The sequence below is a fragment of the Ulvibacter sp. MAR_2010_11 genome, assembly GCF_002813135.1.
Taxonomy (GTDB): Bacteria; Bacteroidota; Bacteroidia; order Flavobacteriales; family Flavobacteriaceae; genus Altibacter.
The window spans coordinates 2533990-2558029 of the sequence record NZ_PHTY01000001.1 but is presented as its reverse complement, the minus strand read 5'-3'; the positions used below and the strand labels follow the sequence as shown (position 1 = coordinate 2558029).

Below are 24040 nucleotides of genomic sequence, written 5' to 3'. Positions count from 1 at the left end.
ATGGTAAAAATAGTTGTATTAAGTATTGCTAAATGTTAATAGCCTACTAACTTTATGGGCACTTTACAGAATGTTTTGTTAAAAAGACTAAAGGATTGTTATTTTTGGATTTCGCAAGATGAAGCAACAGCTTATTAATTTTAAGGCCATATTTGATGGGGATTTCCACATGGATAATCTCCATAGATTATTGTACGCCACCGATGCATCAGTATACAGAATATTACCGTTGGCCGTAGCATATCCCAAAACTTCAAAAGGGATTAAGCAACTTATACAATTTGCTTCAATAAACAATACTTCATTAATTCCCAGAACGGCCGGCACATCACTAGCGGGGCAATGTGTGGGAGAAGGTATTGTGGTAGATGTTTCCAGATATTTCACTGAAATAATTTCGGTAGACGAAAAAAATAAGACGGTCACTGTGCACCCGGGAGTCATTCGGGATGAATTAAATACGTTTTTAGAGCCTTACGGACTTTTTTTCGGGCCTAATACATCAACTTCCAACAGGTGCATGATAGGAGGGATGGTAGGCAACAATTCCAGCGGAACAACTTCAATTCAGTATGGAGTGACCCGGGATAAGGTGTTGCAGTTAAAAACCATTCTTTCAAATGGAGAAGAAGTTACGTTTAATGCACTTTCAGAAGAAGGGTTTAAAGATAAAATGGCGTCGAATACGCTTGAAGGGGACATATATAAGACTCTATTCAATGAATTATCTCCCATAGATATTCAGGAAGAAATACGGAAAGAATTTCCCAAACCTGAAATTCACAGACGAAATACGGGTTATGCCATAGATTCTTTGCTCCCTACCAATGTTTTTAGCGCTGCTGAAAAAGAAATAAACATTTGTTCTCTGCTCTGCGGAAGTGAGGGTACACTTGCCTTTACTACCGAGATCACACTGCAATTGGACGATCTTCCTCCTTCACATACTGCAATTGTCGCTACTCATTACAATACTCTTGAAAATTGTCTGAACGACGTAAATAATGTTATGAGCCACAATCTGTACACCTGTGAGCTCATGGACGATGTGATTTTGGATTGTACCAAAAAGAATAAAAAATACGAAGCCTATCGCTTTTTTGTGGAAGGAACACCCCGAGCGCTTTTATTACTTGAATTGAAGGCAGATACCGAAGCAGATTTAAATACCCAAACCGAAGCATTACTCAATTCCCTGGCTGCATCTGGCTTAAGCTATGCAACTCCGGTCTTAAAAGGCGAAGCTATTGTCATGGCGATGGAACTGCGCAAAGCAGGATTGGGACTATTGGGAAATATGATAGGCGATAACAAGGCGGTAGCCTGTATTGAAGATACAGCCGTTGCCTTACCCGACTTGCCTGCTTTTATAGGAGAATTTACGGCTTTGATGCAGAAATACAATCAGAAGGCCGTGTATTACGCACATGCCGGAGCAGGAGAGTTGCATTTAAGACCTATTTTAAATTTGAAGGAAAAGGAAGGGGTTGAATTTTTTAGAAAAATCACGACCGATGTAGCTAAACTAACAAAAAAATACAAGGGATCTTTTTCAGGAGAACACGGAGACGGAATTGTACGAGCCGAGTTTTTACCAATGCTCATTGGTGAAAATAACTATGCAATTCTGGAAAGAATCAAAAAAGCGTTTGATCCTCAAAATATCTTAAATCCGGGTAAAATTGTCAAGGCCTATAAAATGGACGAATCCCTTCGGTATGAAGGGAATAGGGTAGAACCCGATATTCAAACATTGCTGGATTTTAAGGATTCGGAAGGTATACTGCGATTGGCTGAAAAATGCAATGGAAGCGGAGACTGCCGAAAATCACACCATCAGGAAGGCACGATGTGTCCCAGCTATCAGGCCACTAAAAACGAGAAAGATACAACCAGAGCACGCGCCAATGCCTTGAGAGAGGTATTAACGCATAACGAAGCAATTAATAAATTCGATTCTGAGGAGCTTAAAGAGGTTTTCGACCTTTGTTTAAGTTGCAAAGCCTGTGCTTCGGAATGTCCCAGTAATGTGGATATTGCAACGGCAAAACTGGAATTTTTGTATCAATATAATCAAGCAAACGGAGCGACTAGAGCCGATACCCTATTTGCAAAGAGCAGTGTCTACAACAAAAAAGCTTCACAATTCCCAAAGATTTCAAATTGGATGTTTAGCAATTCGATTTCGTCAAATCTGATAAAATCCATTGGTGGAATAGCAAAACAACGCAGTCTTCCAAAAATATCAAGTAAAACTTTCAGTAAACTACACAAAAGTAAAGTAAATCAAATAGTTGCTAACAATGAGAGTATAATTTTATTTATTGACGAATTCAGTAACTACTTAGAAGCTCCACTCGCCAATGATGCTTTCGAATTATTAGTGGACTTGGGATATAATGTTTCTGTTGTCGATCATTTAGATAGTGCTCGAGCGTTATTGTCCAAAGGTTTTTTGAAGGAGGCCAAGACTCACATCAACACCAATGTTGCATTTCTAAAAAATAAGATTTCTGAAAATACCCCGTTGCTGGGGATAGAACCTTCGGCTATATTGGGTTTCAGGGACGAATACCTTCGTCTGGCAGACGATTTTGACTCAGCCGAAACGATTGCAAAAAACACCTTTCTAATTGAAGAATTTTTAGCTTCAGAAATAAAAAAAGGAAGAATTACCTCCGCACAGTTCACTTCCAAAGCAAAAGCCATTAAAATTCATACACATTGTCATCAAAAAGCAATGAGCAATCAGAAAGTGACGTTCGATATTTTAAACCTGCCGCAAAATTACGCTCCAACCATTATTACCTCCGGGTGTTGCGGCATGGCAGGAAGTTTCGGATACGAAAAAGAACATTATGAGGTGAGCATGCAGATAGGCGAATTAAAACTCTTTCCCGCAATTAGAAAGGCTCCGAATGATGTTATCATTGCTGCGAACGGCACCAGCTGCAGACATCAAATTAAAGATGGAACCAATCGTGAGGCCTTACATCCGGTTACTATTTTAAGGCGAGCCCTCATTTAAAAGGGAGCTGGTGCGATCAAATTTTTATTCTGAGGTTACTAAAACATTAACTGAATAGTTTATTTTTAAGAGTCGATTATAACATTTACATTTGTTCAAAACGGGTATATGGCCGGTAACTCCTTCGGAACATTATTTAAACTCAGCACTTTTGGCGAATCGCACGGCGAAGCCATAGGCGGAATACTGGAAGGATGTCCCGCAGGCGTATCACTGGACCTTGAAGCCATAGAAGCGGAAATGCAACGCCGAAAACCCGGACAATCTTCCATAGTTACTCAACGTAAAGAAGAAGATTCGGTACAATTTCTTTCAGGAATCTTTGAAGGTGTGACCACCGGAACACCTATCGGATTCATCATTAAAAACACCAACCAGAAGTCCAACGACTATTCACACATAAAAGATACTTTTCGTCCGTCGCATGCCGATTTCACCTATGATAAAAAATACGGAGTTCGGGATTATCGTGGAGGTGGAAGATCTTCAGCCAGAGAAACAGCCTGTAGAGTTGCAGCAGGGGCTATCGCAAAACAATTACTGAAAGACATTAAAATTACGGCCTATGTTTCAGGTGTAGGCGAATTACAGCTTCAAAAAAACTATTCCGAACTAGACTTTTCAGAAATTGAAAAGAATCCCGTACGCTGTGCAGATGCAGCCATGGCTGCCAAAATGGAAAGCTATATTAAAGAAATTCGCAAAGAAGGTGATACTGTGGGCGGTGTAGTTACCTGTGTGATACAAAATGTTCCCATCGGATTAGGAGAGCCCGTTTTTGATAAGCTGCATGCCGATTTAGGAAAAGCCATGCTTTCCATTAACGCCGTAAAGGGTTTTGAGTATGGAAGCGGTTTTGAAGGAACTCGACTAAAAGGCAGCGTGCACAACGATCTGTTTAATAGTGACGGAAGCACAAAAACCAATCATAGCGGAGGAATTCAGGGTGGCATCAGCAACGGAGAAGACATTTACTTTAATGTCGCTTTTAAACCCGTGGCGACCATCATGCAAAAACAACAAACCATCGATGCTTCTGGCAATGAAGTTGAAATGCAGGGCAAAGGAAGACACGATCCTTGCGTTGTTCCGCGGGCTGTACCCATCGTGGAAGCGATGGCAGCAATGGTTCTGGCCGACTTTTGGTTACTCAATAAAAATGCTAAATTGTAAATTCAAACAATACTTATGAAAAAACTGGCACTACACTGGCAAATTTTATTAGGAATGGCTCTAGGAGTTATATTCGCATTGATAATGACGAATTTCTCATGGGGATCCGATTTTATTGGAGACTGGATAAAACCTTTAGGGACCATCTTTATAAATTCGTTAAAGTTAATAGCGGTGCCGTTAATCCTGGCTTCTTTGATAAAGGGAGTATCCGATTTAAAAGATATTTCGAGTTTGTCGAAAATGGGACTTCGAACCATTTCAACTTATGTAGTTACTACGGTAATTGCAGTTTCCATTGGTCTTGCGGTAGTAAATATTGTACAGCCCGGCGGAAGTATTTCTGAAGAGACCCGTAACGAACTGGTTGATGCCTATGGAGGCGAAGCCGAAGCAAGACGTGTGGAAGCCATGAAACAAAAAGAAGCAGGTCCCTTACAAGCGCTGGTCGATATGGTACCGGACAATATAGTGGGAGCCGCCGGTGACAACCGAAACATGCTACAAGTTATTTTCTTTGCTATTTTCTTCGGCCTGGGACTCATACTCATCCCCGAAGCGACTGCAAAGCCTGTAAAAGACTTCTTTGACGGTTTTAATGAAGTCATCCTCAAAATGATAGATCTCATTATGCTGGCTGCCCCATATGGTGTATTTGCACTTTTGGCTGCTTTGGTAGTGGAAGCGCCAAGCGCCGACCTGTTTGCAGCCTTGGCTATGTATGCGCTTTGTGTAGTAGGGGGCCTAATCCTTATGATAGGTGTTTATTTGCTGCTGGTTTGGATTTTTACAAAAAAATCGCCACGTTTCTTCTTAAACGGAATCGCTCCGGCGCAATTATTGGCCTTTTCAACAAGTTCGAGTGCGGCTACCTTACCTGTTACCATGGAACGCGTGGAGGAACACTTAGGAGTTAAAAAAGAAGTTACCAGTTTTGTATTGCCCATTGGCGCGACAATCAATATGGATGGTACCAGTCTGTATCAGGCAGTGGCTGCTGTTTTTATTGCTCAAGCCTTCGGAATGGATTTATCTTTAGGTGTGCAACTTGGAATTATAGTTACGGCAACATTGGCCTCAATTGGCTCTGCAGCTGTTCCGGGTGCCGGAATGGTTATGTTGGTAATCGTATTGGCGCAAGCTGGTATTCCTGAAGCAGGACTCGCCTTGATTTTTGCTGTCGATAGACCTTTAGATATGTGTAGAACCGTTGTAAACGTAACCGGTGATGCAACTGTTTCTATGATGGTGGCAAAAGCACAGGGTAAATTGGGCGATCCTCAAGTAAAAGATTGGGACGACAATTACGAGAAAGGAAAATAGTCCGTCATCGATTTGTTGTTATTCAGAAGAAATTTGTACTTTTAAAACTCTCATTTTTAATTAATTGAACTCCTCAGGCAAAACGAACGTTTTAGCCTGTGAAGGCTATGACCTAAAAGATCATAGTATGAAAGGAGTTTATTTATCTTCCGTAGCCCTGTTAATTTCATTTTTAAGTTTCTCACAAGTTGGTATTGGCACCACCAATCCGTCAAACGCAGCCATGCTGGACATAAGCAGTTCGGTGAACGGCACTACTTTTAAAGGTTTTATGCCGCCGCGTGTTCCGTCCCAAATTGAAAGGGACGCCATTACTACAACTTCCATCGATACGGGTCTGCTGGTCTTTGTAGAAAGCACCGGAACCTTTGAAATATGGAATGGCATTTTTTGGGAGTCTGTTTATACCTTGTCTACCATGGCACAAACACTCGCATTTCAGGATTTCGATACCAATCTCACCTGGAACTATACAGTGACTCCGGTTTTTTATAATACTGCAGGAGATATTTGGGATTCGGTTATTACGCTTGGAGCCGGGACAAGCGCTATCGACAATGTATCAGATAACTTTTTGGGCTGCCGGGATTTAAACAACCCCAACGGTGGCGGGAATTTTTTTCATGAAATAGCCTTTGTTAATGTGAATATTTCGGGCGTTGTCAATGCACGTGTGGCCTTCGACTACGATGTGTTTGAATTTGACAATGGCGATGATGTTCGCTACGAATTGTTTTACGACGACGTAGGGCAGGGGCAGGTTGTTTTTATCAATGGAAACGCAAACTATTCCGAAGAAGGAACTCTAATCCTCAATATTCCGGGTTCGGTGACCAATGTAAGACTCACTTTTGGAATTACTCAGAATGGGGATGCCGATTTTGCAGGTTTCGACAACTTTAGAGTGTATGGTCAATAACACAGTACATAGAGCCAAAAAGGTTTTGATAGTAGGTAAGAATTAGTATCTTTATTTTAACAACATAAACCAACCCCTATGAATGTTTGTTTCATCATGTATCCCTGGGAAGAAATAAAACCCGAGGATGACACTTCATTAGCTCTGATTCACGAATTTGTGAAGCGCGGTCACGGTCTCGCTATCACAACCCCGGCAAATTTAACGATTCGGGATAGTGTGGCTTTTGCCTTTTCAAAATGTATTAAGCGAAAAGAAAAAATTTCTTCCAGTCTAAAATCATTTCATACTCATGCCGAGTTTTATGATGAAATGTTACCGCTGGCAGGCTTCGATGTAATCATTCTACGCAGTAATCCGCCTCTGGACATGATCATGCTCAACTTCCTGGATTCGGTGAAGGACGATGTGTTTATCATGAACGACCTGGACGGGATACGTCGCGCTAACAATAAACTATACACAGCGGTTTTTGAAGATGCGGACAACGAAATGATTCCGCGAACGCATGTCACCAAAAACAAGGAATATCTTAAGAAAACAATCAAGGAAGGTCCGGATAAAATGATTCTGAAACCTTTGAACGGGTTTGGAGGTTCGGGGGTAATTTTAATTGAAAAACGCGCCATGCTGAGTATAAATTCGTTGTTGGATTTTTACATCGACAATCGCGATGGCACTTCCAATTATGTAATTTTGCAGGAATATATTGAAGGTGCAGACATGGGTGATGTTCGTATTTTAATGTTGAACGGGAAGGCTATTGGTGCCATGAAACGTGTTCCCGGAGATGAAGACCATCGCTCCAATGTAAGTGCGGGGGGCTCAGTTCAGAAACATGTACTTACCAAAAGGGAGAAAGAGTTGTGCCGTAGAATTGGTCCGAAGCTGGTAAAAGACGGCTTGTATTTTGTTGGAATCGACGTTATTAACGGAATGCTGGTGGAAGTGAATGTCTTGTCGCCCGGTGGAATTACTTATATGAATAGAGTCTATAAAACGAGGGTTCAGGAAAAGGTGGTCGATTTTGTAGAAGATAAAGTCCTTGAGCGTGTTGCGGCCTTCGAACGAAGACATAAACTTCGGAAACACGTGGATGAAGCATAACCCCTAATAGAAAATAAGCCATGCAGCGTCTATCCGTTTCAGAAATACTTCGCAAAATTGAAGCAGAAAATTGCTTTGAAGCAGTCGTGGAAGATTATTCCTTTACGCTGAAAATTGATTCATACGTGCCCTATGTATGTGGTGCAGTACACGACGGACATCAATTTAGAAAAGAATTATGGGATAATTGTCTGCATACCGAATACGATCGATGGTTCGAAGAAGATCCTTGCACCAAGGAGTTTGTAAAAACGCATCCCATTGTCATTGCAGGTTGTGACAGCCGCTTTGAATACGATTTAAATAGGGATCCCGAAAATGCCATCTATGAAGATGCCTGGGGAAAGAAACTCTGGAAAGAGCCTTTAACGTATACGGAACGCAAAATCAGTATGGATAAACACCGTGCATTCTATCAGGTGGTAAACAAGTTGGTAGCCAAACTGGAAGAAAAATTTGGAGTTGTTGTAGTATATGATATGCATTCGTACAATTGGCGGCGATGGGACAGGGAAGTGCCGGTGATTAATCTGGGAACTGCCAATATCGACAACGATCGCTTCGGAGATATTGTAGAATATTGGCGGCAAAGTCTTTCAGAATTGCAACTTCCACATAAAATTGAGGCAACTTCAAAAATTAACGATACGTTTCAGGGAAATGGATATTTTCTGAAATACATTACCCAAAACTTTAAAAATACCTTAGTTTTGGCGACTGAATTTAAAAAGATTTACTGCGATGAATTGTCAGAAGTAATTTATCCTGAAGTGGTTTCGGCTATAGAACAGCAATTACAACAAAAAGTAAAACAACACGCCGAAGCATTTTACAAAGCACATTCCAAAGACTCATGACCTATCCCGAAGCCTTACTTGATGTACATCCCAATCTCTTCCGAATTGATAACAATTTAAACAATCTGGTTCAAAAAATCGAATTGTTAGATTACATCAACCCGGTAAATATTGAACAGGAGAAACGCAATTTTTTCGCTTCTAAATACAATCTGAACCCTAATTTTAAGTATCGAAAAATAGATTTCGATGCGCATAAGTTACAGCAACACCTCTTTTCACAAGACATCGACAGTATTAGAGATGAAGAGACCAGAAAGGTGTACAGAGATGTTATTTACGACTATTCGGGAATTATTCAGTGTATTGAATCCATCGGCAAGGGTAAAAAATTCTATTACAATGCCCTCAAGTCGTTTGGGACACCTACACAAAAGGACGTCGAGAACGCTCAGTTTATCTTGCATTTTAAGGATGAGGTCTACGACCGGGAAATGTTTCCGGTTTTTAGTGCCGAAGAAGCTGCCGACTATTTTAATGAATTCGCCAAACAATACGATTTCAATTTAAACATCAAGCTCTCTACAAAAATTACTGCGGCTGCCATGGTACAAAACCATGCCCGACGACTTATTCTGAAGAAAAATCACAGATATAGTGCCAATCAGTTGAAAGTGCTGGCCAATCACGAAATTGGAGTGCATCTGGTTACTACCTTCAACGGTTTACAGCAGTCTTTAAAAATATTTTACAACGGCTTTCCAAACAATGTGGAAACTCAGGAAGGATTGGCTGTGTTTAGCGAATATATGAGTGATTGCCTAACGCTGTATCGCCTTAAAGAATTATCCTATCGTGTGTTAGCGGCCGACAGTTTGCACAGAGGATCTAATTTTTGTGACACCTTCGATTTGTTACACAATCAGTATAAACTCAATAGGGAAGAGGCATACAATATATCTTTGAGAGCGCATAGAGGCGGTGGATTTACCAAGGATTACAAATACCTCACCGGACTTAAAAAAATATACGATTTTTATAGAGAAGGAGGGAACCTGGACAATTTGTTAGCGGGGAAAGTCTGTTTAAAGCAGCAGAATATTATCCTGAAATGGCAAAAGGAAGGTTTGGCTCAGGAAATCACCTTTAAAAATCATGCCTTCGCTGAAAATAAAAATACCAACACCACCTTAGATTTTATCCTTCAGAATTTAAAATAGTCTATAAAAACTTCGCTTTCAAGTCGGGAGTGGGAATCATACAGCTTTCCTTTTTTCCATACCAGCGATAACGGTTTTTCGCTATATAATCGTAGACCCAATTTCTAATAAATGCAGGGAAAATTAATAACACAGAAAGCAGGGGGTATCCACCGGACATGTGTCTGGCAGCTCTTAGTGCTGCCGTAGATTTTACGTAGGCTTTTCCGTTTTCAATTAAAATGATGGAGTCAATTTTAGACGTATCAATATTGTATTCGGCAACCAATTGTTGCCCAATCTCACTCTGTAAAGCTGCAAACCGGAACAAATCTTTGGGATCGTGTTTTATTAACCGAATCACAGAGCTTGAGCACAAATTACAAACGCCGTCGAAGAGTATTATTTTTTTTGAATTTTCTACCGTCATACCTTTTCCAGTTCTTCCATACTCACATTAGTCGTAAACATCCCGTAATTTACAATCGCCTTGTTTTTTTCGATAGTATCGATGGTTCCAATAGCCCTTCCGTCGATCATTCGCACCCGATCTCCTACCTTAAGAGCAACTCGGGGTTTTGGTGGCGGCGCTTTTTTGGCTTCTGCCTTTTCTTTCTTCTTGCGTTCTCTAATTACTTCCACTTTTTTTTCGACTTCTTGCGCGACCTTGCGTTCCTTAGCCTTGACTGCTTGTTTTGCCTTGGGGGCAATCTTTTTTCGCTTACTGTTTTCGACCATCACCAGCTTCATGAGTTCATCGATAAGCTGTTTTTTTTGCTTGTTGTTGTAATATTTTTCAGAAAGCACATCGAATTTCTTTCCTAGACTAAGCAGCTTCTGATTAGCATCATAAAGCTCCTGATAGCTTTCCAGCTTTTCCTGCACCCGAAGGTTTATTTCTTCCAGTTGTTTGTTTTCCTCCTTGGCTTTTTGCTCTTCAGTTTTAAGATTTTCAGAAGTTTTCCGAAGCTGGGACCGTTCTTTTTGCAGATTTGCAATGGTTTTGTCGAACCGAATTTTTCCGCGTTCAATCTTTTTCTTTGCCCTGTTAATGAGACTATACGGAATTCCATTCTTCTGTGCTACTTCGAAGGTAAACGAACTTCCTGCCTCGCCCAAATGCAACTTATACAAGGGCTCAAGACTGCGATTGTCAAATTGCATGTTCGCATTCATCGCATGCGGCAACTCATTGGCCAGTAACTTCAGGTTTGCGTAATGGGTGGTGATAATTCCGAAGGCATCGCGTTCGTAAAAAACTTCCAAAAAGGCTTCAGCCAGCGCACCACCTAATTCAGGATCACTCCCTGTACCAAATTCATCGATTAGAAAAAGTGTGTCTTTATTGCACTTTTTCAAAAACTGATTCATTTTCTTCAACCGATAACTATAGGTGCTCAAATGATTTTCGATAGACTGGTTGTCACCAATATCGGTTAAAATCCTTTCAAAAAAGCACAACTCACTTTGCGGCTCACAGGGAATTAGCATGCCACTTTGTAACATAACTTGCAAAAGTCCAACCGTTTTAAGCGTGATACTTTTTCCACCCGCATTAGGACCTGAAATTACAATAATTCGTTTTTCGGGTTCCAGCGCAATGGTCTGTGGAAATGTTTGGGTTTTTCGCTTTTTATTCGAAAGCAATAACAAAGGGTGATAGGCTTTGCTTAAAAATACACGTTTGTCTGAAGTGAGCATCGGTAATACTCCATTAATTGCTATGGCGTATTTGGCCTTGGCGTAGAGTACGTCTATCGCAATTAAATAGTCCTGATAGCTTGCTATTACCTCTTTATATGGGCGAACAAATTCCGTAAGTGCTTTTAGAATACGCTTTATTTCTTCCAGTTCTTCATACAAAAGATTGCTCAGCTCGTTTGTATATTCGAGGGTTTCCTGAGGTTCTATATAGACAATACTCCCTGTTTTAGAGCTCCCCATTACCGCACCGGCAATTTTTTTACGGTACATTGCTGTTACAGCGAGTACCCGTCTGTTTTCCACGATGGTTTCTTTGATATCGTCCAGATAATTTGCTTGAGCATAACGAACAAGTGCTCTGTTGAAGGAAGCGTTAATTTGCCCTTTCACAACGGCAAGACGCTTTCTAATGGCTGAAAGTTCTTCGGAAGCATCGTCTTTTACTTCACCGTACCGGTCAATAATTTTAGCAATCTCTTCTGAAATGACAGGTGTGAAGGCTACTTCGGAAGAAAAATCGTGTAAAGACACATAAAATTCTTCGTATTTTTTGAAGAAAGTAAGTAAGGTTTTGGTTGTTTCTGAAAGACCTGCGATTTTACGGAAGGCACTCACTTCCAGGGTGCTGTTAGCAATACCTAATAATTGGAGTGCCTTATACACAGGGTCAAACCCGTGATTGGGGATAGGATTATCTCCGGTAAATGAAGCGGTAAATTCTTTTACCCGAAGCAGTTCGGGTTCTATTTCTTCCTTATTTTGAAAAGGGGTAATTGCAAGTACCTTTTCGGTTCCCGGATTAGTACTGCAATAGTTGGCAACTTGCTGTAAAACAGTAGGGAATTCTAAGTCTTCCAAAGTTTTTTTTCCAATTCGAATCATTCCCTATTATTCTTGTAATTTTACGGTTGCAAAGGACAAAAGTACTAATAATGGATGTAAATATTGAGCCCGGGTGGAAGGAACAATTGAAAGAAGAATTTGAAAAAGACTATTTCAAAAAATTAATAGAATTTGTAAAATCTGAATACGCTTCATCCCAGTGTTATCCTCCCGGAAATCAAATTTTTTCGGCTTTCGAACACACTCCTTTCAAAAAAGTGAAGGTGGTAATTATAGGTCAGGATCCTTATCATGGTCCGGGGCAGGCCAATGGTTTATGCTTTTCGGTAGCAGAGGGTGTTGCCAAACCTCCATCACTTATCAATATTTTCAGGGAAATTAATACAGACTTACAAGTTCCTGTTCCGGAATCGGGTAATCTGGCGCGCTGGGCAGACCAAGGAGTATTGTTGTTAAATGCGACCCTCAGCGTGCGTGCACACATAGCAGGGAGTCATCAAAATAAAGGATGGGAGCAATTCACTGACGCCGTAATTGCGAAACTTTCAGAAAAAAGAGAGGGCTTGGTTTTTTTGCTTTGGGGTGGTTATGCCAAAAAGAAAGGAGCTCATATAAATACTACAAAACATTTAGTGTTAACCAGCGGTCATCCATCGCCATTGAGCGCCAATAGAGGGTATTGGTTTGGCAATAAACATTTCAGTAGTGTAAATACGTATTTAAGAGGAAAAAATAAATTACCAATAGATTGGTAATTTTAAATAGAGAGGAAAAGTGGGGAGTGGAATGCTATTCTTCTTCGGGAACTTCGGGATCGGTGGAATCACTGCAACTGAACTGTAATAATAGAAAGTTAGTTACTAGTAAGGCCCCCAATACAATTAAAAATGTTGTCATAACGCTTACTTTTATATAACTAAGATGCAGGGGTTGCGATGTGGTTGCGTTGAAAGACAAAAAAATTGATTGGTTTTGTTTAATGTTTTACCTGCAAACTGATGAAGTTCATTTTCCGTGCCGTTAAATAATTCAAAATCAATAGCTTCCTCTTTATTTATAAGCTTTTAAAATGTTATTCGTTAAGTAAGAAATAAGAATAAATTATAAATTGTGCGAGAACAATAACCTTCTCATGGGAACAATTTCCTTAATAAGTTCCAATTCCAGTAATTTTTGCTGAATACGGGCAACTTCCTGTTCGGTGAGTTGCTCCTGACTCCATTCAGTTAGTGAGAGCCACTTTTTCACATCTTCCAATTTCTGATTGTATCGCTTGGCAATGACAGCATCTATAGAGGGAATTTGTTTAAAGGTTCGAGTGTTGTTATTGATAACATCTAATATTGTTTGGACACTTTCCGGGTCATTTTCCAATACTTCATCGCGCACGGCAATCACAAAACATGGCCATGGAGTAGGGCATTCACCCACAATTTTAAAGGGTCCGTTATCCACATAGGGTTTGGTTGTAAACTTTTCCCACATAAAATAATCCCCGTCTCCATTGGGCAATCCTTCCAAGGCGCCTTCCAGGTCTTTTATTACTTTAAATTTTAAATCCCGTTCCTTATTCCAGCCTTCATTTTCGGCATTTACGTACGCCATAAGGTGTGATCCCGATCCAAATCTGCTAATAGCTGCAGCTGTACCTTTTAAATCGTCAACCGAATCGTAATCGGAGTTTTTCGCAACATGTACACCCCAAATAAGGGGTGACTTCACAAATACCTGTACAATCTTACAAGGGTTTCCTTTAATAATATCCCGAATAATACCTTCGGTTAAAATTACCGCCATATCAATTTCTCCGTCGCGTAACGCCTTGCTCATTTGCCCCGTCCCGCCGTGGTAATCTTTCCAACGAAGATTGATACCTTTTTTTGTGTATTCCTTGTCCCGCAAGGTTAAATACCAAGGGAGGTTAAAATGCTCGGGCACACCGCCAATTTGAAATTTTTTCATGGAAATAATACGTCTAATGTATGCTGAATAATAGTGTTGATAGCCTTCTTGGGAGTGTTACTGAAAGTTCCGGTAGCCCTGTTTGCCAGGATAGCGTTTAACGAAATGGCGCGATGTCCCAATAGTTTTGCCATTCCATAGATTCCGGCTGTTTCCATTTCGAGATTGGTGATTTTTCTTCTGTTATAAGTAAACGAAGCGATTTTTTCATTTAGTGTTGCATCTTCCAACGGAAGTCGCAATACACGTCCTTGGGGCCCGTAAAAACCTACGTGGGTAGTGGTAATACCTCTTAGAATTTCTTCGGAAGAAAATAATTGTAATAACTTTTCATCGGCTGAAACAACATACGGATTCGATTTTTTGCTGTTCCAATTTGTATGTTTTATAAATGCTTCAGAAAAATCGGAGTCTAAAATCGAATCATTTTTATAAAAATGAAGCAGGTTGTCAAAACCAATGGCTACTTCACTTAGTATAATACTGTCCAGGGGTATTTCGGGCTGAATGGCTCCCGAAGTACCAATTCGAATAAAAGTGAGCTGTGTAAGGTTCTTTTTGACGGTTCTTGTTGTAAAGTCTATGTTTGCCAACGCGTCTAATTCATTAAAAACAATATCGATGTTATCGGTGCCAATTCCGGTAGAAATTACTGAAATTCGGTTTCCCTTATACGTACCTGTATGTGTTTTAAATTCCCTGTTTTGGACCTTCACTTCAATGGTATCGAAATATTCCGAAACATCGTCAACACGATCGGGGTCTCCAACGGTGATAATAGTAGTAGCGATATCCTTGGGTGTGAGATTGAGATGGTAAATGCTGCCATCGGGGTTTAGGATTAATTCAGATTCCGGGATTCTCATAGTGCTATTAACCTCCAACGCGTTTGGTTTTAAAGCCTTTCTCCTGCAAAAACTTCATAATCTTATCACGAAAATCTCCCTGAATGATGATTTGTTCATTTTTAAAACTCCCGCCAACGCTCAATAATTGTTTAATCTCCTTAGCCAATTGCTTAAAATCGCTGTCGGCTCCGGTATATCCTTCAATAATAGTAATAGGCTTTCCTTTTCGTTTTTCGTATTTGCAAATTAGCGGATCGTCCTGTAGCCATATTGTCTGTTCTTCGTTGGTTTCAGGCTCTTCGGAGGGAGTGTGCTCCGGAAATAAATTTTTAAGCTGATCTTGTAAATCCATTATTTCTTAATCAATCCAATTTCTACCAATCGTTGGTGTAAAAACTCACCTGCTGTAATATCCTCAAAAGCTTTTGGGTGCTCGGCATCAATACATTCGGGCAAACAGTTTAATTTCATATCGCTTCGCGGATGCATAAAAAACGGAATGGAATACCGTGGTGTTCCCCATTGCTCCTTTGGCGGATTTATAACTCTGTGTATTGTAGATCGCAATTTATTATTGGTATGTCGTTCCAGCATATCGCCCACGTTAATCACCAACTCGTCTTCCTGCGGAATAGCATCCATCCATTCACCATCCTTTCGCAACACCTGAAGTCCGCCGGTTGACGCCCCCATTAGCAGCGTTATTAAATTGATGTCGCCATGAGCTCCTGCGCGTACTGCTCCTTTTGGTTCTTCGGTGATAGGAGGGTAGTGTATGGGTCTTAAAATACTGTTCCCGTTGGTCGCCCAATAGTCGAAATAATTTTCATCCAGTCCAATATACAGCGCCAATGCTCTTAACACATATATCCCTGTTTTTTCCAGCATTCTGTAAGCTTCCATGCCCGTTGGGTTAAAATTGAGCAATTCTTCCACTTGTACGTTTGCCGGATATTCCTCAGGTAGGTTGGCATCTTCTGCTGCCACCTGACCAAAATGCCAGAATTCCTTTAGATCGCCTTCCTTTTTTCCTTTGGCGTGTTCTTTTCCGAAGGAAACATAACCGCGCTGTCCACCCAGGCCTTCAATTTCATACTTTTTCTTGGTTTCAACAGGTAGCGCAAAAAAGGCTTTGATTTCTTTGTATAAGCTTTCTACCAGCGCGTCGCTCAAAAAGTGGTTTTTAAGAGATACAAAACCAATTTCCTCGTACGCCTTGCCAATTTCATTTACAAACTTTTGTTTTCGTTTTGGGTCATTCGAAAGGAAATCGGCCAAATCTACGCTGGGTATATTATTCATAACAATTGGAATTAATAGTACAAATATACCAAATTCAAGGCGCAATTCCATCGCTAAAAAATACAGACTTATTACTTTGTTACCACTAGTTTTTTTCTACATTTGGAGTATTCAAATAACAGCTATGAGCTCCAAAACACTTCCTAAAGTTCATTTTAAGTATACCCGAGAAGGGCTTGACGATAACACCCTCATTTCCTTATATAAAGGAATGTTGAAGCCTCGGCTTATCGAAGAAAAGATGCTTATTTTGCTACGGCAGGGGCGTATTTCGAAGTGGTTTAGTGGTATTGGACAGGAAGCTATTTCGGTTGGAATTACTGCAGTATTAGACAAAGAAGAGTACATTTTACCAATGCATCGTAATCTGGGTGTCTTCACGTCACGTGAAATTCCGTTGTACCGCCTGTTCTCGCAATGGCAAGGCAAGGCCAACGGTTTTACCAAGGGTAGAGATAGAAGTTTTCACTTTGGTACACAGGAGTTCAATATCGTGGGAATGATCTCGCACTTAGGTCCGCAATTTGGTGTTGCCGACGGAATTGCGCTGGGGAATATTCTGAAAGAAAACAAGCAGGTATGTGCCGTTTTTACAGGCGAAGGAGGAAGTAGCGAAGGAGATATTCACGAGGCACTCAACGTCGCTTCGGTTTGGAAACTTCCTGTATTGTTTTGTATTGAAAACAACGGCTACGGTTTATCAACACCTACAAACGAGCAGTACAATTGTGAGCATTTAATGGATCGTGGTAAGGGCTACGGCATGGAAGCGCATCTTATAGACGGAAACAATGTCCTTGAGGTATATTCAAAATTGAAAGCATTGGTTGAAAGTATGCGGAAAGATCCGCGTCCTGTCCTATTAGAGTTTAAAACCTTTAGAATGCGGGGTCACGAGGAAGCCAGCGGTACCAAATATGTTCCGCAAGACCTTATGGATGCCTGGGCAGAGAAGGATCCTTTAGAGAATTATGCCGAATATTTAAAAGGAATTAATCTGTTATCGGAAGACGATGAAGCAGAATTTAAAAAAGAAATAATTGCCGAAATAAACGAACATTTAGAGATCGCCTTCGCCGAACCCAAAATTGAAGCTTCTGAAAGCAACGAATTAAATGATGTTTTTCAACCATTTATTTATCAGGAAGTTAAACCCGAATCAAATGTTGAGGAAATTCGATTAATTGATGCCATTTCTCAAGGCTTGAAGCAATCCATGGAGCGACATGACAATTTGGTTTTGATGGGACAGGACATTGCCGAATACGGAGGTGTTTTTAAAATTACCGAAGGTTTTGTAGAAGCGTTCGGGAAAGCACGTGTTAGAAATACCCCTATATGTGAATCGGCTATTGTTTCGGCTGCAATGGGCTTGTCTATCACCGGCTTTAAAGCAGTGGTTGAAATGCAATTTGCAGATTTTGTCACGTCCGGCTTCAATCCTATTATAAATTACCTCGCCAAATCTCATTACCGATGGAATGAAAAGGCCGATGTGGTTATTCGTATGCCTTGCGGTGCAGGAGTAGGTGCAGGCCCGTTTCACAGTCAGACAAACGAAGCCTGGTTTACTCATACTCCGGGACTTAAAGTGGTATATCCCGCCTTTCCTTACGATGCCAAAGGCTTGTTAGCCACAAGTATTGAGGACCCTAATCCGGTGTTGTTTTTTGAACACAAGGCATTGTATAGAAGCATTAGACAGGAAGTACCTACCAATTATTACACCCTTCCTCTTGGCAAAGCTGCCTTATTAAAAGAGGGTCAGGCTGTAACTATCATTACGTACGGTGCAGGAGTACATTGGGCGTTGGAAACGTTGGAGGAGCTTTCAGACGTTTCGGCCGACTTGATTGATTTACGCACTTTGATGCCATTGGATACCGAGGCAATTTACACTTCAGTTAAAAAAACAGGAAGAGTAATTATTCTTCAGGAGGATTCGTTGTTCGGAGGAATCGCTTCCGATATTTCAGCTTTGATCTCCGAAAACTGTTTTGAACATTTGGATGCACCCATAAAACGAGTAGCTAGTATGGAGACCCCCATACCCTTTGCTGCACAATTGGAAGCCCAATACCTTTCAAAGCGAAAGTTTAAACAAGCACTTCTCGATTTACTTAATTATTAATGTTTTAACATTTGTTGTTAAACTTTAAACAAACAATAGGTGACCGCCTGAAATCTTCTGTATCTTAGATTCATATTAATCATTAACACTTTCAAATTATGGTACGTTGGATCATTATCTTCTTAGTAATTGCGCTTATTGCCGCAGTATTCGGATTCGGTGGCATAGCCGAAGGAGCAACCGATATTGCTCGAATTATTTTCTATATTTTTATTGTATTACTAGTAATATCTTTAGTATCACGTCTTTTTAGACGATAATAAAAAATCAAAAAAAGTTTAACAACTGTAAAAACCAATTTCACATGAAAAAAATACTTGTATTGGCTGTTATTTCAGCCATGGTGTTCGCCTGTGGTGTACCCAAAACCGTTCAAGAATCGAGAAAAGTCATCAAAGGCTACTGGTCGCTTGACAACATTTCCTATAGTCAGTCCGGAACCTTTAACGTAACCGTTTTTGGAGATACTTCCAAAGAATGTTTCGAAGGCAGTGCTTGGCGTTTTATTCCTAATAACAATACAGGAATCTACACCATAAACAACGGAAGCTGCCCTACCGGAGATCGAAACTTTATTTTTGATATTCAAGAGGTCGATCCTGCTTCAGGATTGTATGATTTCTTACTAAAACCAACCAATGCCAAAGGTAAATCTGATGATAACCGCGGATTTAGAATTAGATTGGCACAACTCAATGAGTCTTCCATGAAGTGGGAACAATCTGTTACCCTGGATGGAAAACCTTTTAAAATAACTATGAACTTTTCTAAAATGACTGAATAATGAAAACAATTTTTAAACAAATATCATTGCTTGCACTTTCTGTATTTCTTGTAGCAAGTATATCGAGTTGCGAAGCAACTAAAAATGCAAATAACAAACAAAAAGGAGCTGTAATTGGAGCTGCCAGTGGTGCCGTAATTGGAGCCATCCTAGGAAACAACGTAGGTAAAGGCGGAAACGGTGAAATGGGAGCCGTGATTGGTGGAGTAGTAGGAGGAACAGCCGGAGTGCTTATTGGTGCTAAAATGGATAAGCAGGCTAAGAAAATTGAAGAAGAAATTCCCGGAGCTCAAGTAGAACGTGTGGACGATGGTATTGTTATTACCTTCGACGAGAACAGTGGTGTACATTTCGACACTGCAAAATATAATATCAATGCGGCTTCGCAAGCTACATTAGATAAACTCACTGGAGTTTTAAGAGAGTATCCCGATACAAATGTATTGGTGGTAGGACATACCGATAGTGTAGGTTCGGACGAATCGAATATGGTGCTTTCAAAAAATCGTGCCATGGCGGTAACCAACTATTTTACCGGAACCAAAGGCCTTAGTGCCGGTAGATTTACTACTAACTGGTTTGGAGAACAAAGCCCTGTTGGTGATAATTCAACTGTTGAGGGTAGAGCTCAAAACCGACGTGTAAATGTGGTCATTGTGCCTAACGAAAAAATGAAGGAGGATGCGCAGAAGCAAGCCGACGGAAATTAATTAGATGAAATAATAATTTAAAATCCCGTGTTCAAATTTGAATACGGGATTTTTTTATGCCGCAAAAAAAGGAAGTACTTTTAAATAATGGCTCAGTCTAAAAAATGGGATATCATAATTATTGGGGGTGGACTCGCAGGTTTAACCTGCGCCTTGCATTTGGCTACCCGTAATTGCAAGGTGCTACTCATCGAAAAATATACCTACCCACATCATAAGGTGTGTGGAGAATATGTTTCTAATGAAGTGTTGCCCTACCTGAAGTCATTGGGAGTAGATCCATTTGGTGCAGGTGCCAAAATCATATCAAAATTTGAAATAAGCACCAAGACAGGCAAATTAATAACCACAACCCTGCCTTTGGGCGGCTTTGGAATAAGCAGGTTTGCGTTCGATAATCAATTATATGAAGCGGTAAAAGCCGCTGCGGAGGTACTATTTGACACTGTAGCTTCGGTAGATTTTTCAAACGAACTTTTTACGATTACCACACAAGGCAACCTAAAATTTAAAGCAAATTATGTTATTGGAGCCTTCGGAAAAAGATCCGGACTTGATGGTTTTCTGAAACGAAAGTTTATACAACAGAAATCTCCCTGGCTTGCAGTAAAGGCTCATTACGACTACAACTTTCCGGAAGATACCGTTGCGCTACACAATTTTGAAGGAGGTTATTGCGGACTCTCAAAAACCGAAACAAATGCAGTAAATGCCTGCTATCTCACGACTTATAAATCGTTTAAACATGCTAATTCCATTACCGACTTTCAGAAAAAAACACTTTCAAAAAATCCGTATTTACAGCACTTTTTTGAGGAAGCAATTCCGTTATTTGAAAAGCCGTTGACTATTAGTCAGATTTCATTTCAAAAAAAGAAACCCGTAGAAGATCATATTTTTATGATTGGCGATGCAGCAGGATTGATTCATCCGCTTTGTGGTAACGGAATGGCGATGGCAATACACAGTGCGAAACTTTTTTCTGAATTGTATTTGGATGCTTCGGCAAAAGGAATAATCAATAGAGCTCAATTGGAAAACACCTATACGCAACTCTGGCAGAAAACCTTTGCCAAACGCCTTTCAACCGGAAGAAAAATTCAGCAATTGTTATTACATCCTACCTTGTCGACAATTGGATTTAATGTAGCTAAGACATTTCCGGGGATTGTTCCGAAGCTAATTCAAAAAACCCATGGAAACCCGCTATAAATGGTACTATATTCGTCTAAATATCGCTCAAAAGAATCTGAAATTATGGACAATTTCGATTTACATGGCGATGAAATGAAGCTGCTACTAACCGATTTAAAGAATATCAACAAATGGTTGGGCGGTAATTCCATTACGCGAAACGGGATTAGAACCTTGCTGAAGGGATATTCGAAAGAAAAGGAATATGTTATTGTAGATATTGGGTGTGGTGACGGAGAAATGCTTCGGCAGTGCGCATTATTCGGAAAAAGAGAAGGATTCAAATTTCAATTGGTGGGAATCGATGCCAATCCGTTTATTTTGGAAGAAGCGAAGGAACGATCTAAAGATTTTCCTAACATCACATTTCAAAAAAATAACGTATTTTCAGAAGAAATTGAATTGCCTAAAATTGATATAGCGTTATGCACCTTGTTTTTGCATCATTTTCCCAATCAGCAAATAACCGGTTTACTTAATAAATTAATAGAAAAGACGAAAGTAGGCATCGTTGTAAATGACTTACACCGCAGCCGACTCGCTTTTATATTATTCAGGATTGTGGGAAAACTATTTATTAAAACAAAGATTGCGAGGCACGACGGATTGGTTTCTATCGCCAGAGGTTTTAAAAAAATCGAATTGGAACAGCTTTCAGAAGCCATTAACCCTGAAAAAACAATTATTACCTGGAAATGGGCCTTTCGTTATCAATGGATCCTTAGTAAGAATATATGAGTGTTAAAATAACAGCAGTTGCCAAGCAATTACCTCCCTATACCCGGGAAACCTCAGAGATCCTGCCCTATGTCTCAGCCTGGCTGGAAGGACAGGAGCCGCGATTTAAACGCAAGGTGCTCAAGATTTTTGAAGGAGCAGGGGTAGACCGCAGGTATTCCATTATGGACGCGCATGAAGTTTTTTTGAATACCAGCTTTGAAGAACGCAACGATATCTATGTTCGGGAAATAAAGAAACTAGGGAAGCAATCATTAGTAAAAGCTTTGGATAAGGCACAATGGAAAGCCACAGACATTGACTTTTTAATTACGGTAAGCTGCACCGGAATTATGATTCCTTCGGTAGATGCGTATTTGATAAATGAATTGAAGATGAAACAGGATGTGGTCCGACTCCCTGTAACCGAAATGGGCTGCGCGGCAGGCGTTTCGGGAATTATTTACGCCCAACACTTTCTGAAGGCAAATCCGGGGAAAAGAGCTGCGGTTATAGCCTTGGAATCTCCCACAGCAACCTTTCAGTTACAGGATTATTCGATGGTGAATATAGTGAGTGCCGCGATTTTTGGCGACGGTGCCGCCTGTGCTTTACTTTCATCGCATGAAGACGACAGCGGTGTAACTGTTCTCGATGACGCCATGTATCATTTTTACGATGCGACACATATGATGGGTTTTAAATTGGTGAATACGGGTCTGCAAATGATACTGGACAAGGACGTCCCGGAGCAGATTGCAGCACATTTCCCAAACATCATCCATCCCTTTTTGGAAAAAAATAACACAACCATAGCCGATATAGATCATTTAATTTTTCATCCCGGGGGGAAAAAAATAGTACAAACCGTCGAGGATTTATTTGGCGGTTTGGGTAAAAATATTGACGACACCAAGGAAGTACTTAGATTGTACGGCAATATGAGTAGCGTTACTGTTCTTTATGTTTTGGAGCGATTTATGGATCGCAAACTTCCGAAAGGAGACTTGGGATTGTTATTGAGTTTCGGACCCGGATTTTCGGCACAACGTGTTTTATTGGAATTTTAATATGCAAAACGAATTTAAAAATACATGGGCCGTGATACTCGGCGGAAGTAGCGGATTGGGACTGGCGAGTGCTAAAAAGCTGGCAGTTCACGGAATGAATATTTGTATTGTACACCGCGATCGAAAAAGCAATCTGGAGCATTTCGAAAAGGAAATAGTAGAAATAGTAGCCCAAGGAGTTAATGTGCTCACTTTTAATAAAGACGCTACTGCAAAAGAAACTCAGATGGAGGTCTGCGCTCAACTTCCGAAGCATAGTGTGGGATTATTATTGCACAGTATTGCCAAAGGCAATTTAAAACCCATGCACGGCAAAGCGGAAGAAGTACTCACCAAAGAAGATATTGATATCACCTTACACGCTATGGGAACCAGTTGGTATCTTTGGACCAGGGCCTTGATAAACGCAGGCCTTTTCAATAAAAATGCGCGAAATGTAGCCTTTACAAGCGAAGGCAACACCAAGGTCTGGCCGGGCTACGGCGCGGTTTCGGCAGCGAAAGTTACTCTTGAAGCCCTTATGCGGAACATGGCAGTCGAATTGGCACCTCTGGGCATTACGTCCAATTGCATACAGGCGGGAACTACCGAAACAGCCTCCTTCAAAATGATTCCCGGAAGTGAAACTCTGGCCAATTGGTCGAAAAAAAGAAATCCTTTTAACCGACTTACAGCCCCAGAAGATGTTGCCAACGCCGTGTATTTATTGTGTAAGGAAGAAGCTGCATGGATTAACGGAACCGTCATTAAAGTTGATGGAGGGGAAAGTCTACGCTAATGAACAGGTTACAGGACATACTCAATTTATTACCCTATTCGGAACCTTTTTTATTTGTTGACGGACTTGATGAAGTATCTCAGGAAGGCATCACCGGGCACTATATTTTTAAAAAAGACGCCTATTTTTATGAGGGCCACTTTAAAGGAAATCCGGTAACTCCGGGTGTTATCCTTACCGAATGCATGGCGCAAATAGGGGTAGTGTGCTTGGGTATTTATTTACTTTCGGAAAAGGCTTCAGAAAAGATGCAGGTAGCACTAAGTAGTACCGAAATCGATTTTTACAAACCCGTATTTCCCGGGGAAAGGGTTAGCGTTATTTCTGAAAAGGAATACTTCCGATTTGGAAAACTAAAATGCAAGGTGAAGATGTTGAATGAAAAAGAAGAACTCGTGTGTAAGGGAGTTATTAGCGGGATGGTTTTGAAGGGTGAAGGGTGAAAGGTTTA

The 24040-nt window shown here is 40.5% G+C and carries 23 protein-coding genes; 17 read left to right on the top strand and 6 right to left on the bottom strand.

Annotated features, from left to right (window positions below):
• Nucleotides 1-118: 118 nt before the first annotated feature.
• From ATE92_RS11760 to ATE92_RS11730, 7 genes are all read left to right on the top strand, one after another.
• Nucleotides 119-3028 (top strand): FAD-binding and (Fe-S)-binding domain-containing protein, encoded by a 2910-nt coding sequence (locus tag ATE92_RS11760; protein WP_100803907.1) that lies wholly within the window; start codon nt 119-121, stop codon nt 3026-3028.
• 108 nt (nt 3029-3136) lie between these two features.
• On the top strand, nt 3137-4201 hold the full coding sequence (gene aroC / locus ATE92_RS11755) for a chorismate synthase (protein ID WP_100803906.1): 1065 nt from the start codon (nt 3137-3139) through the stop codon (nt 4199-4201).
• 15 nt (nt 4202-4216) lie between these two features.
• Nucleotides 4217-5524, top strand: coding sequence for a dicarboxylate/amino acid:cation symporter (locus tag ATE92_RS11750; RefSeq protein ID WP_100803905.1), 1308 nt, complete (start codon nt 4217-4219; stop codon nt 5522-5524).
• Between the two features lie 127 nt (nt 5525-5651).
• Entirely contained in the window at nt 5652-6443 is a 792-nt protein-coding gene (locus ATE92_RS11745; protein WP_100803904.1) for a hypothetical protein, read from the top strand.
• A gap of 78 nt (nt 6444-6521) precedes the next feature.
• On the top strand, nt 6522-7550 hold the full coding sequence (gshB, locus tag ATE92_RS11740) for a glutathione synthase (RefSeq protein ID WP_100803903.1): 1029 nt from the start codon (nt 6522-6524) through the stop codon (nt 7548-7550).
• Between the two features lie 20 nt (nt 7551-7570).
• Nucleotides 7571-8407, top strand: a complete 837-nt coding sequence (locus tag ATE92_RS11735; protein ID WP_100803902.1) for an N-formylglutamate amidohydrolase — start codon at nt 7571-7573, stop codon at nt 8405-8407.
• Nucleotides 8404-9567 carry a flavohemoglobin expression-modulating QEGLA motif protein gene (locus ATE92_RS11730; RefSeq protein ID WP_100803901.1) on the top strand — a complete coding sequence of 388 codons (1164 nt, stop codon included), beginning with the start codon at nt 8404-8406 and terminating at the stop codon, nt 9565-9567. Before ATE92_RS11735 ends, ATE92_RS11730 begins: the two co-directional genes overlap by 4 nt.
• Before the next feature lies 1 nt (nt 9568).
• Here the strand turns inward: ATE92_RS11730 and ATE92_RS11725 are convergent, their stop codons facing one another.
• Both ATE92_RS11725 and ATE92_RS11720 read right to left on the bottom strand, forming a co-directional pair.
• Nucleotides 9569-9976, bottom strand: a complete 408-nt coding sequence (locus tag ATE92_RS11725; protein WP_100803900.1) for a thiol-disulfide oxidoreductase DCC family protein — start codon at nt 9974-9976, stop codon at nt 9569-9571.
• Nucleotides 9973-12132: a DNA mismatch repair protein MutS gene (locus ATE92_RS11720; RefSeq protein WP_100803899.1), complete on the bottom strand. Its 2160-nt coding sequence runs from the start codon at nt 12130-12132 to the stop codon at nt 9973-9975. Before ATE92_RS11720 ends, ATE92_RS11725 begins: the two co-directional genes overlap by 4 nt.
• Before the next feature lie 50 nt (nt 12133-12182).
• On the opposite strand from ATE92_RS11720, the gene ung reads away from it, so the two are divergent.
• Entirely contained in the window at nt 12183-12848 is a 666-nt protein-coding gene (ung, locus tag ATE92_RS11715) for a uracil-DNA glycosylase (protein WP_100803898.1), read from the top strand.
• Nucleotides 12849-13194: 346 nt separating this feature from the next.
• Here the strand turns inward: ung and ATE92_RS11710 are convergent, their stop codons facing one another.
• Genes ATE92_RS11710 through ATE92_RS11695 form a run of 4 tightly spaced genes read right to left on the bottom strand, consistent with a single transcriptional unit; the run spans nt 13195 to nt 16205 of the window.
• Nucleotides 13195-14055: a substrate-binding domain-containing protein gene (locus ATE92_RS11710; RefSeq protein ID WP_100803897.1), complete on the bottom strand. Its 861-nt coding sequence runs from the start codon at nt 14053-14055 to the stop codon at nt 13195-13197.
• Complete coding sequence (locus ATE92_RS11705) at nt 14052-14921, bottom strand: nucleoside phosphorylase (protein ID WP_100803896.1); 870 nt, start codon at nt 14919-14921, stop codon at nt 14052-14054. The genes ATE92_RS11710 and ATE92_RS11705 overlap by 4 nt, the downstream gene beginning before the upstream one ends.
• 7 nt (nt 14922-14928) lie before the next feature.
• The gene (locus ATE92_RS11700; RefSeq protein WP_100803895.1) at nt 14929-15255 is read right to left on the bottom strand and encodes a translation initiation factor; all 327 of its coding nucleotides are present in this window, start codon (nt 15253-15255) and stop codon (nt 14929-14931) included.
• Entirely contained in the window at nt 15255-16205 is a 951-nt protein-coding gene (locus ATE92_RS11695) for an isopenicillin N synthase family oxygenase (RefSeq protein WP_100804423.1), read from the bottom strand. The genes ATE92_RS11700 and ATE92_RS11695 overlap by 1 nt, the downstream gene beginning before the upstream one ends.
• A 124-nt stretch (nt 16206-16329) precedes the next feature.
• Here ATE92_RS11695 and ATE92_RS11690 point away from each other — a divergent pair, with 124 nt between their 5' ends.
• The 9 genes from ATE92_RS11690 (at nt 16330) to ATE92_RS11650 (ending at nt 24032) form a co-directional block, all read left to right on the top strand.
• The gene (locus tag ATE92_RS11690) at nt 16330-18336 is read left to right on the top strand and encodes a thiamine pyrophosphate-dependent enzyme (protein ID WP_100803894.1); all 2007 of its coding nucleotides are present in this window, start codon (nt 16330-16332) and stop codon (nt 18334-18336) included.
• A 98-nt stretch (nt 18337-18434) separates the two neighbouring features.
• The gene (locus ATE92_RS11685) at nt 18435-18596 is read left to right on the top strand and encodes a DUF1328 domain-containing protein (RefSeq protein ID WP_100803893.1); all 162 of its coding nucleotides are present in this window, start codon (nt 18435-18437) and stop codon (nt 18594-18596) included.
• Nucleotides 18597-18640: 44 nt separating this feature from the next.
• Nucleotides 18641-19120: a lipocalin family protein gene (locus ATE92_RS11680; protein WP_100803892.1), complete on the top strand. Its 480-nt coding sequence runs from the start codon at nt 18641-18643 to the stop codon at nt 19118-19120.
• Nucleotides 19120-19830 carry an OmpA family protein gene (locus tag ATE92_RS11675; protein WP_100803891.1) on the top strand — a complete coding sequence of 237 codons (711 nt, stop codon included), beginning with the start codon at nt 19120-19122 and terminating at the stop codon, nt 19828-19830. Before ATE92_RS11680 ends, ATE92_RS11675 begins: the two co-directional genes overlap by 1 nt.
• Nucleotides 19831-19917: 87 nt before the next feature.
• The gene (locus ATE92_RS11670; RefSeq protein WP_100803890.1) at nt 19918-21042 is read left to right on the top strand and encodes an NAD(P)/FAD-dependent oxidoreductase; all 1125 of its coding nucleotides are present in this window, start codon (nt 19918-19920) and stop codon (nt 21040-21042) included.
• The gene (locus ATE92_RS11665; protein ID WP_100803889.1) at nt 21043-21762 is read left to right on the top strand and encodes a methyltransferase domain-containing protein; all 720 of its coding nucleotides are present in this window, start codon (nt 21043-21045) and stop codon (nt 21760-21762) included. It abuts the gene before it with no gap.
• Nucleotides 21759-22811, top strand: a complete 1053-nt coding sequence (locus ATE92_RS11660) for a type III polyketide synthase (protein WP_100803888.1) — start codon at nt 21759-21761, stop codon at nt 22809-22811. The genes ATE92_RS11665 and ATE92_RS11660 overlap by 4 nt, the downstream gene beginning before the upstream one ends.
• Nucleotide 22812: 1 nt before the next feature.
• Nucleotides 22813-23589 carry an SDR family oxidoreductase gene (locus ATE92_RS11655; RefSeq protein ID WP_100803887.1) on the top strand — a complete coding sequence of 259 codons (777 nt, stop codon included), beginning with the start codon at nt 22813-22815 and terminating at the stop codon, nt 23587-23589.
• On the top strand, nt 23589-24032 hold the full coding sequence (locus tag ATE92_RS11650) for a 3-hydroxyacyl-ACP dehydratase FabZ family protein (RefSeq protein WP_100803886.1): 444 nt from the start codon (nt 23589-23591) through the stop codon (nt 24030-24032). The genes ATE92_RS11655 and ATE92_RS11650 overlap by 1 nt, the downstream gene beginning before the upstream one ends.
• Nucleotides 24033-24040 lie beyond the last annotated feature (8 nt).

What these genes read in the sequence shown, in the direction of transcription:
- ATE92_RS11745 (WP_100803904.1), top strand. Translation starts at nt 5,652, where the DNA reads ATGAAAGGAGTTTATTTATCTTCCGTAGCCCTGTTAATTTCATTTTTA.
- ATE92_RS11730 (WP_100803901.1), top strand. Translation starts at nt 8,404, where the DNA reads ATGACCTATCCCGAAGCCTTACTTGATGTACATCCCAATCTCTTCCGA.
- ATE92_RS11685 (WP_100803893.1), top strand. Translation starts at nt 18,435, where the DNA reads ATGGTACGTTGGATCATTATCTTCTTAGTAATTGCGCTTATTGCCGCA.
- ATE92_RS11675 (WP_100803891.1), top strand. Translation starts at nt 19,120, where the DNA reads ATGAAAACAATTTTTAAACAAATATCATTGCTTGCACTTTCTGTATTT.
- ATE92_RS11695 (WP_100804423.1), bottom strand. Translation starts at nt 16,205, where the DNA reads ATGAATAATATACCCAGCGTAGATTTGGCCGATTTCCTTTCGAATGAC.
- ATE92_RS11750 (WP_100803905.1), top strand. Translation starts at nt 4,217, where the DNA reads ATGAAAAAACTGGCACTACACTGGCAAATTTTATTAGGAATGGCTCTA.
- ATE92_RS11655 (WP_100803887.1), top strand. Translation starts at nt 22,813, where the DNA reads ATGCAAAACGAATTTAAAAATACATGGGCCGTGATACTCGGCGGAAGT.
- ATE92_RS11670 (WP_100803890.1), top strand. Translation starts at nt 19,918, where the DNA reads ATGGCTCAGTCTAAAAAATGGGATATCATAATTATTGGGGGTGGACTC.
- ATE92_RS11705 (WP_100803896.1), bottom strand. Translation starts at nt 14,921, where the DNA reads ATGAGAATCCCGGAATCTGAATTAATCCTAAACCCCGATGGCAGCATT.
- ATE92_RS11650 (WP_100803886.1), top strand. Translation starts at nt 23,589, where the DNA reads ATGAACAGGTTACAGGACATACTCAATTTATTACCCTATTCGGAACCT.
- ATE92_RS11700 (WP_100803895.1), bottom strand. Translation starts at nt 15,255, where the DNA reads ATGGATTTACAAGATCAGCTTAAAAATTTATTTCCGGAGCACACTCCC.
- ATE92_RS11680 (WP_100803892.1), top strand. Translation starts at nt 18,641, where the DNA reads ATGAAAAAAATACTTGTATTGGCTGTTATTTCAGCCATGGTGTTCGCC.
- ATE92_RS11665 (WP_100803889.1), top strand. Translation starts at nt 21,043, where the DNA reads ATGGTACTATATTCGTCTAAATATCGCTCAAAAGAATCTGAAATTATG.
- ATE92_RS11720 (WP_100803899.1), bottom strand. Translation starts at nt 12,132, where the DNA reads ATGATTCGAATTGGAAAAAAAACTTTGGAAGACTTAGAATTCCCTACT.
- ATE92_RS11725 (WP_100803900.1), bottom strand. Translation starts at nt 9,976, where the DNA reads ATGACGGTAGAAAATTCAAAAAAAATAATACTCTTCGACGGCGTTTGT.
- ATE92_RS11735 (WP_100803902.1), top strand. Translation starts at nt 7,571, where the DNA reads ATGCAGCGTCTATCCGTTTCAGAAATACTTCGCAAAATTGAAGCAGAA.
- ATE92_RS11760 (WP_100803907.1), top strand. Translation starts at nt 119, where the DNA reads ATGAAGCAACAGCTTATTAATTTTAAGGCCATATTTGATGGGGATTTC.
- aroC (WP_100803906.1), top strand. Translation starts at nt 3,137, where the DNA reads ATGGCCGGTAACTCCTTCGGAACATTATTTAAACTCAGCACTTTTGGC.
- ATE92_RS11690 (WP_100803894.1), top strand. Translation starts at nt 16,330, where the DNA reads ATGAGCTCCAAAACACTTCCTAAAGTTCATTTTAAGTATACCCGAGAA.
- ung (WP_100803898.1), top strand. Translation starts at nt 12,183, where the DNA reads ATGGATGTAAATATTGAGCCCGGGTGGAAGGAACAATTGAAAGAAGAA.
- gshB (WP_100803903.1), top strand. Translation starts at nt 6,522, where the DNA reads ATGAATGTTTGTTTCATCATGTATCCCTGGGAAGAAATAAAACCCGAG.
- ATE92_RS11660 (WP_100803888.1), top strand. Translation starts at nt 21,759, where the DNA reads ATGAGTGTTAAAATAACAGCAGTTGCCAAGCAATTACCTCCCTATACC.
- ATE92_RS11710 (WP_100803897.1), bottom strand. Translation starts at nt 14,055, where the DNA reads ATGAAAAAATTTCAAATTGGCGGTGTGCCCGAGCATTTTAACCTCCCT.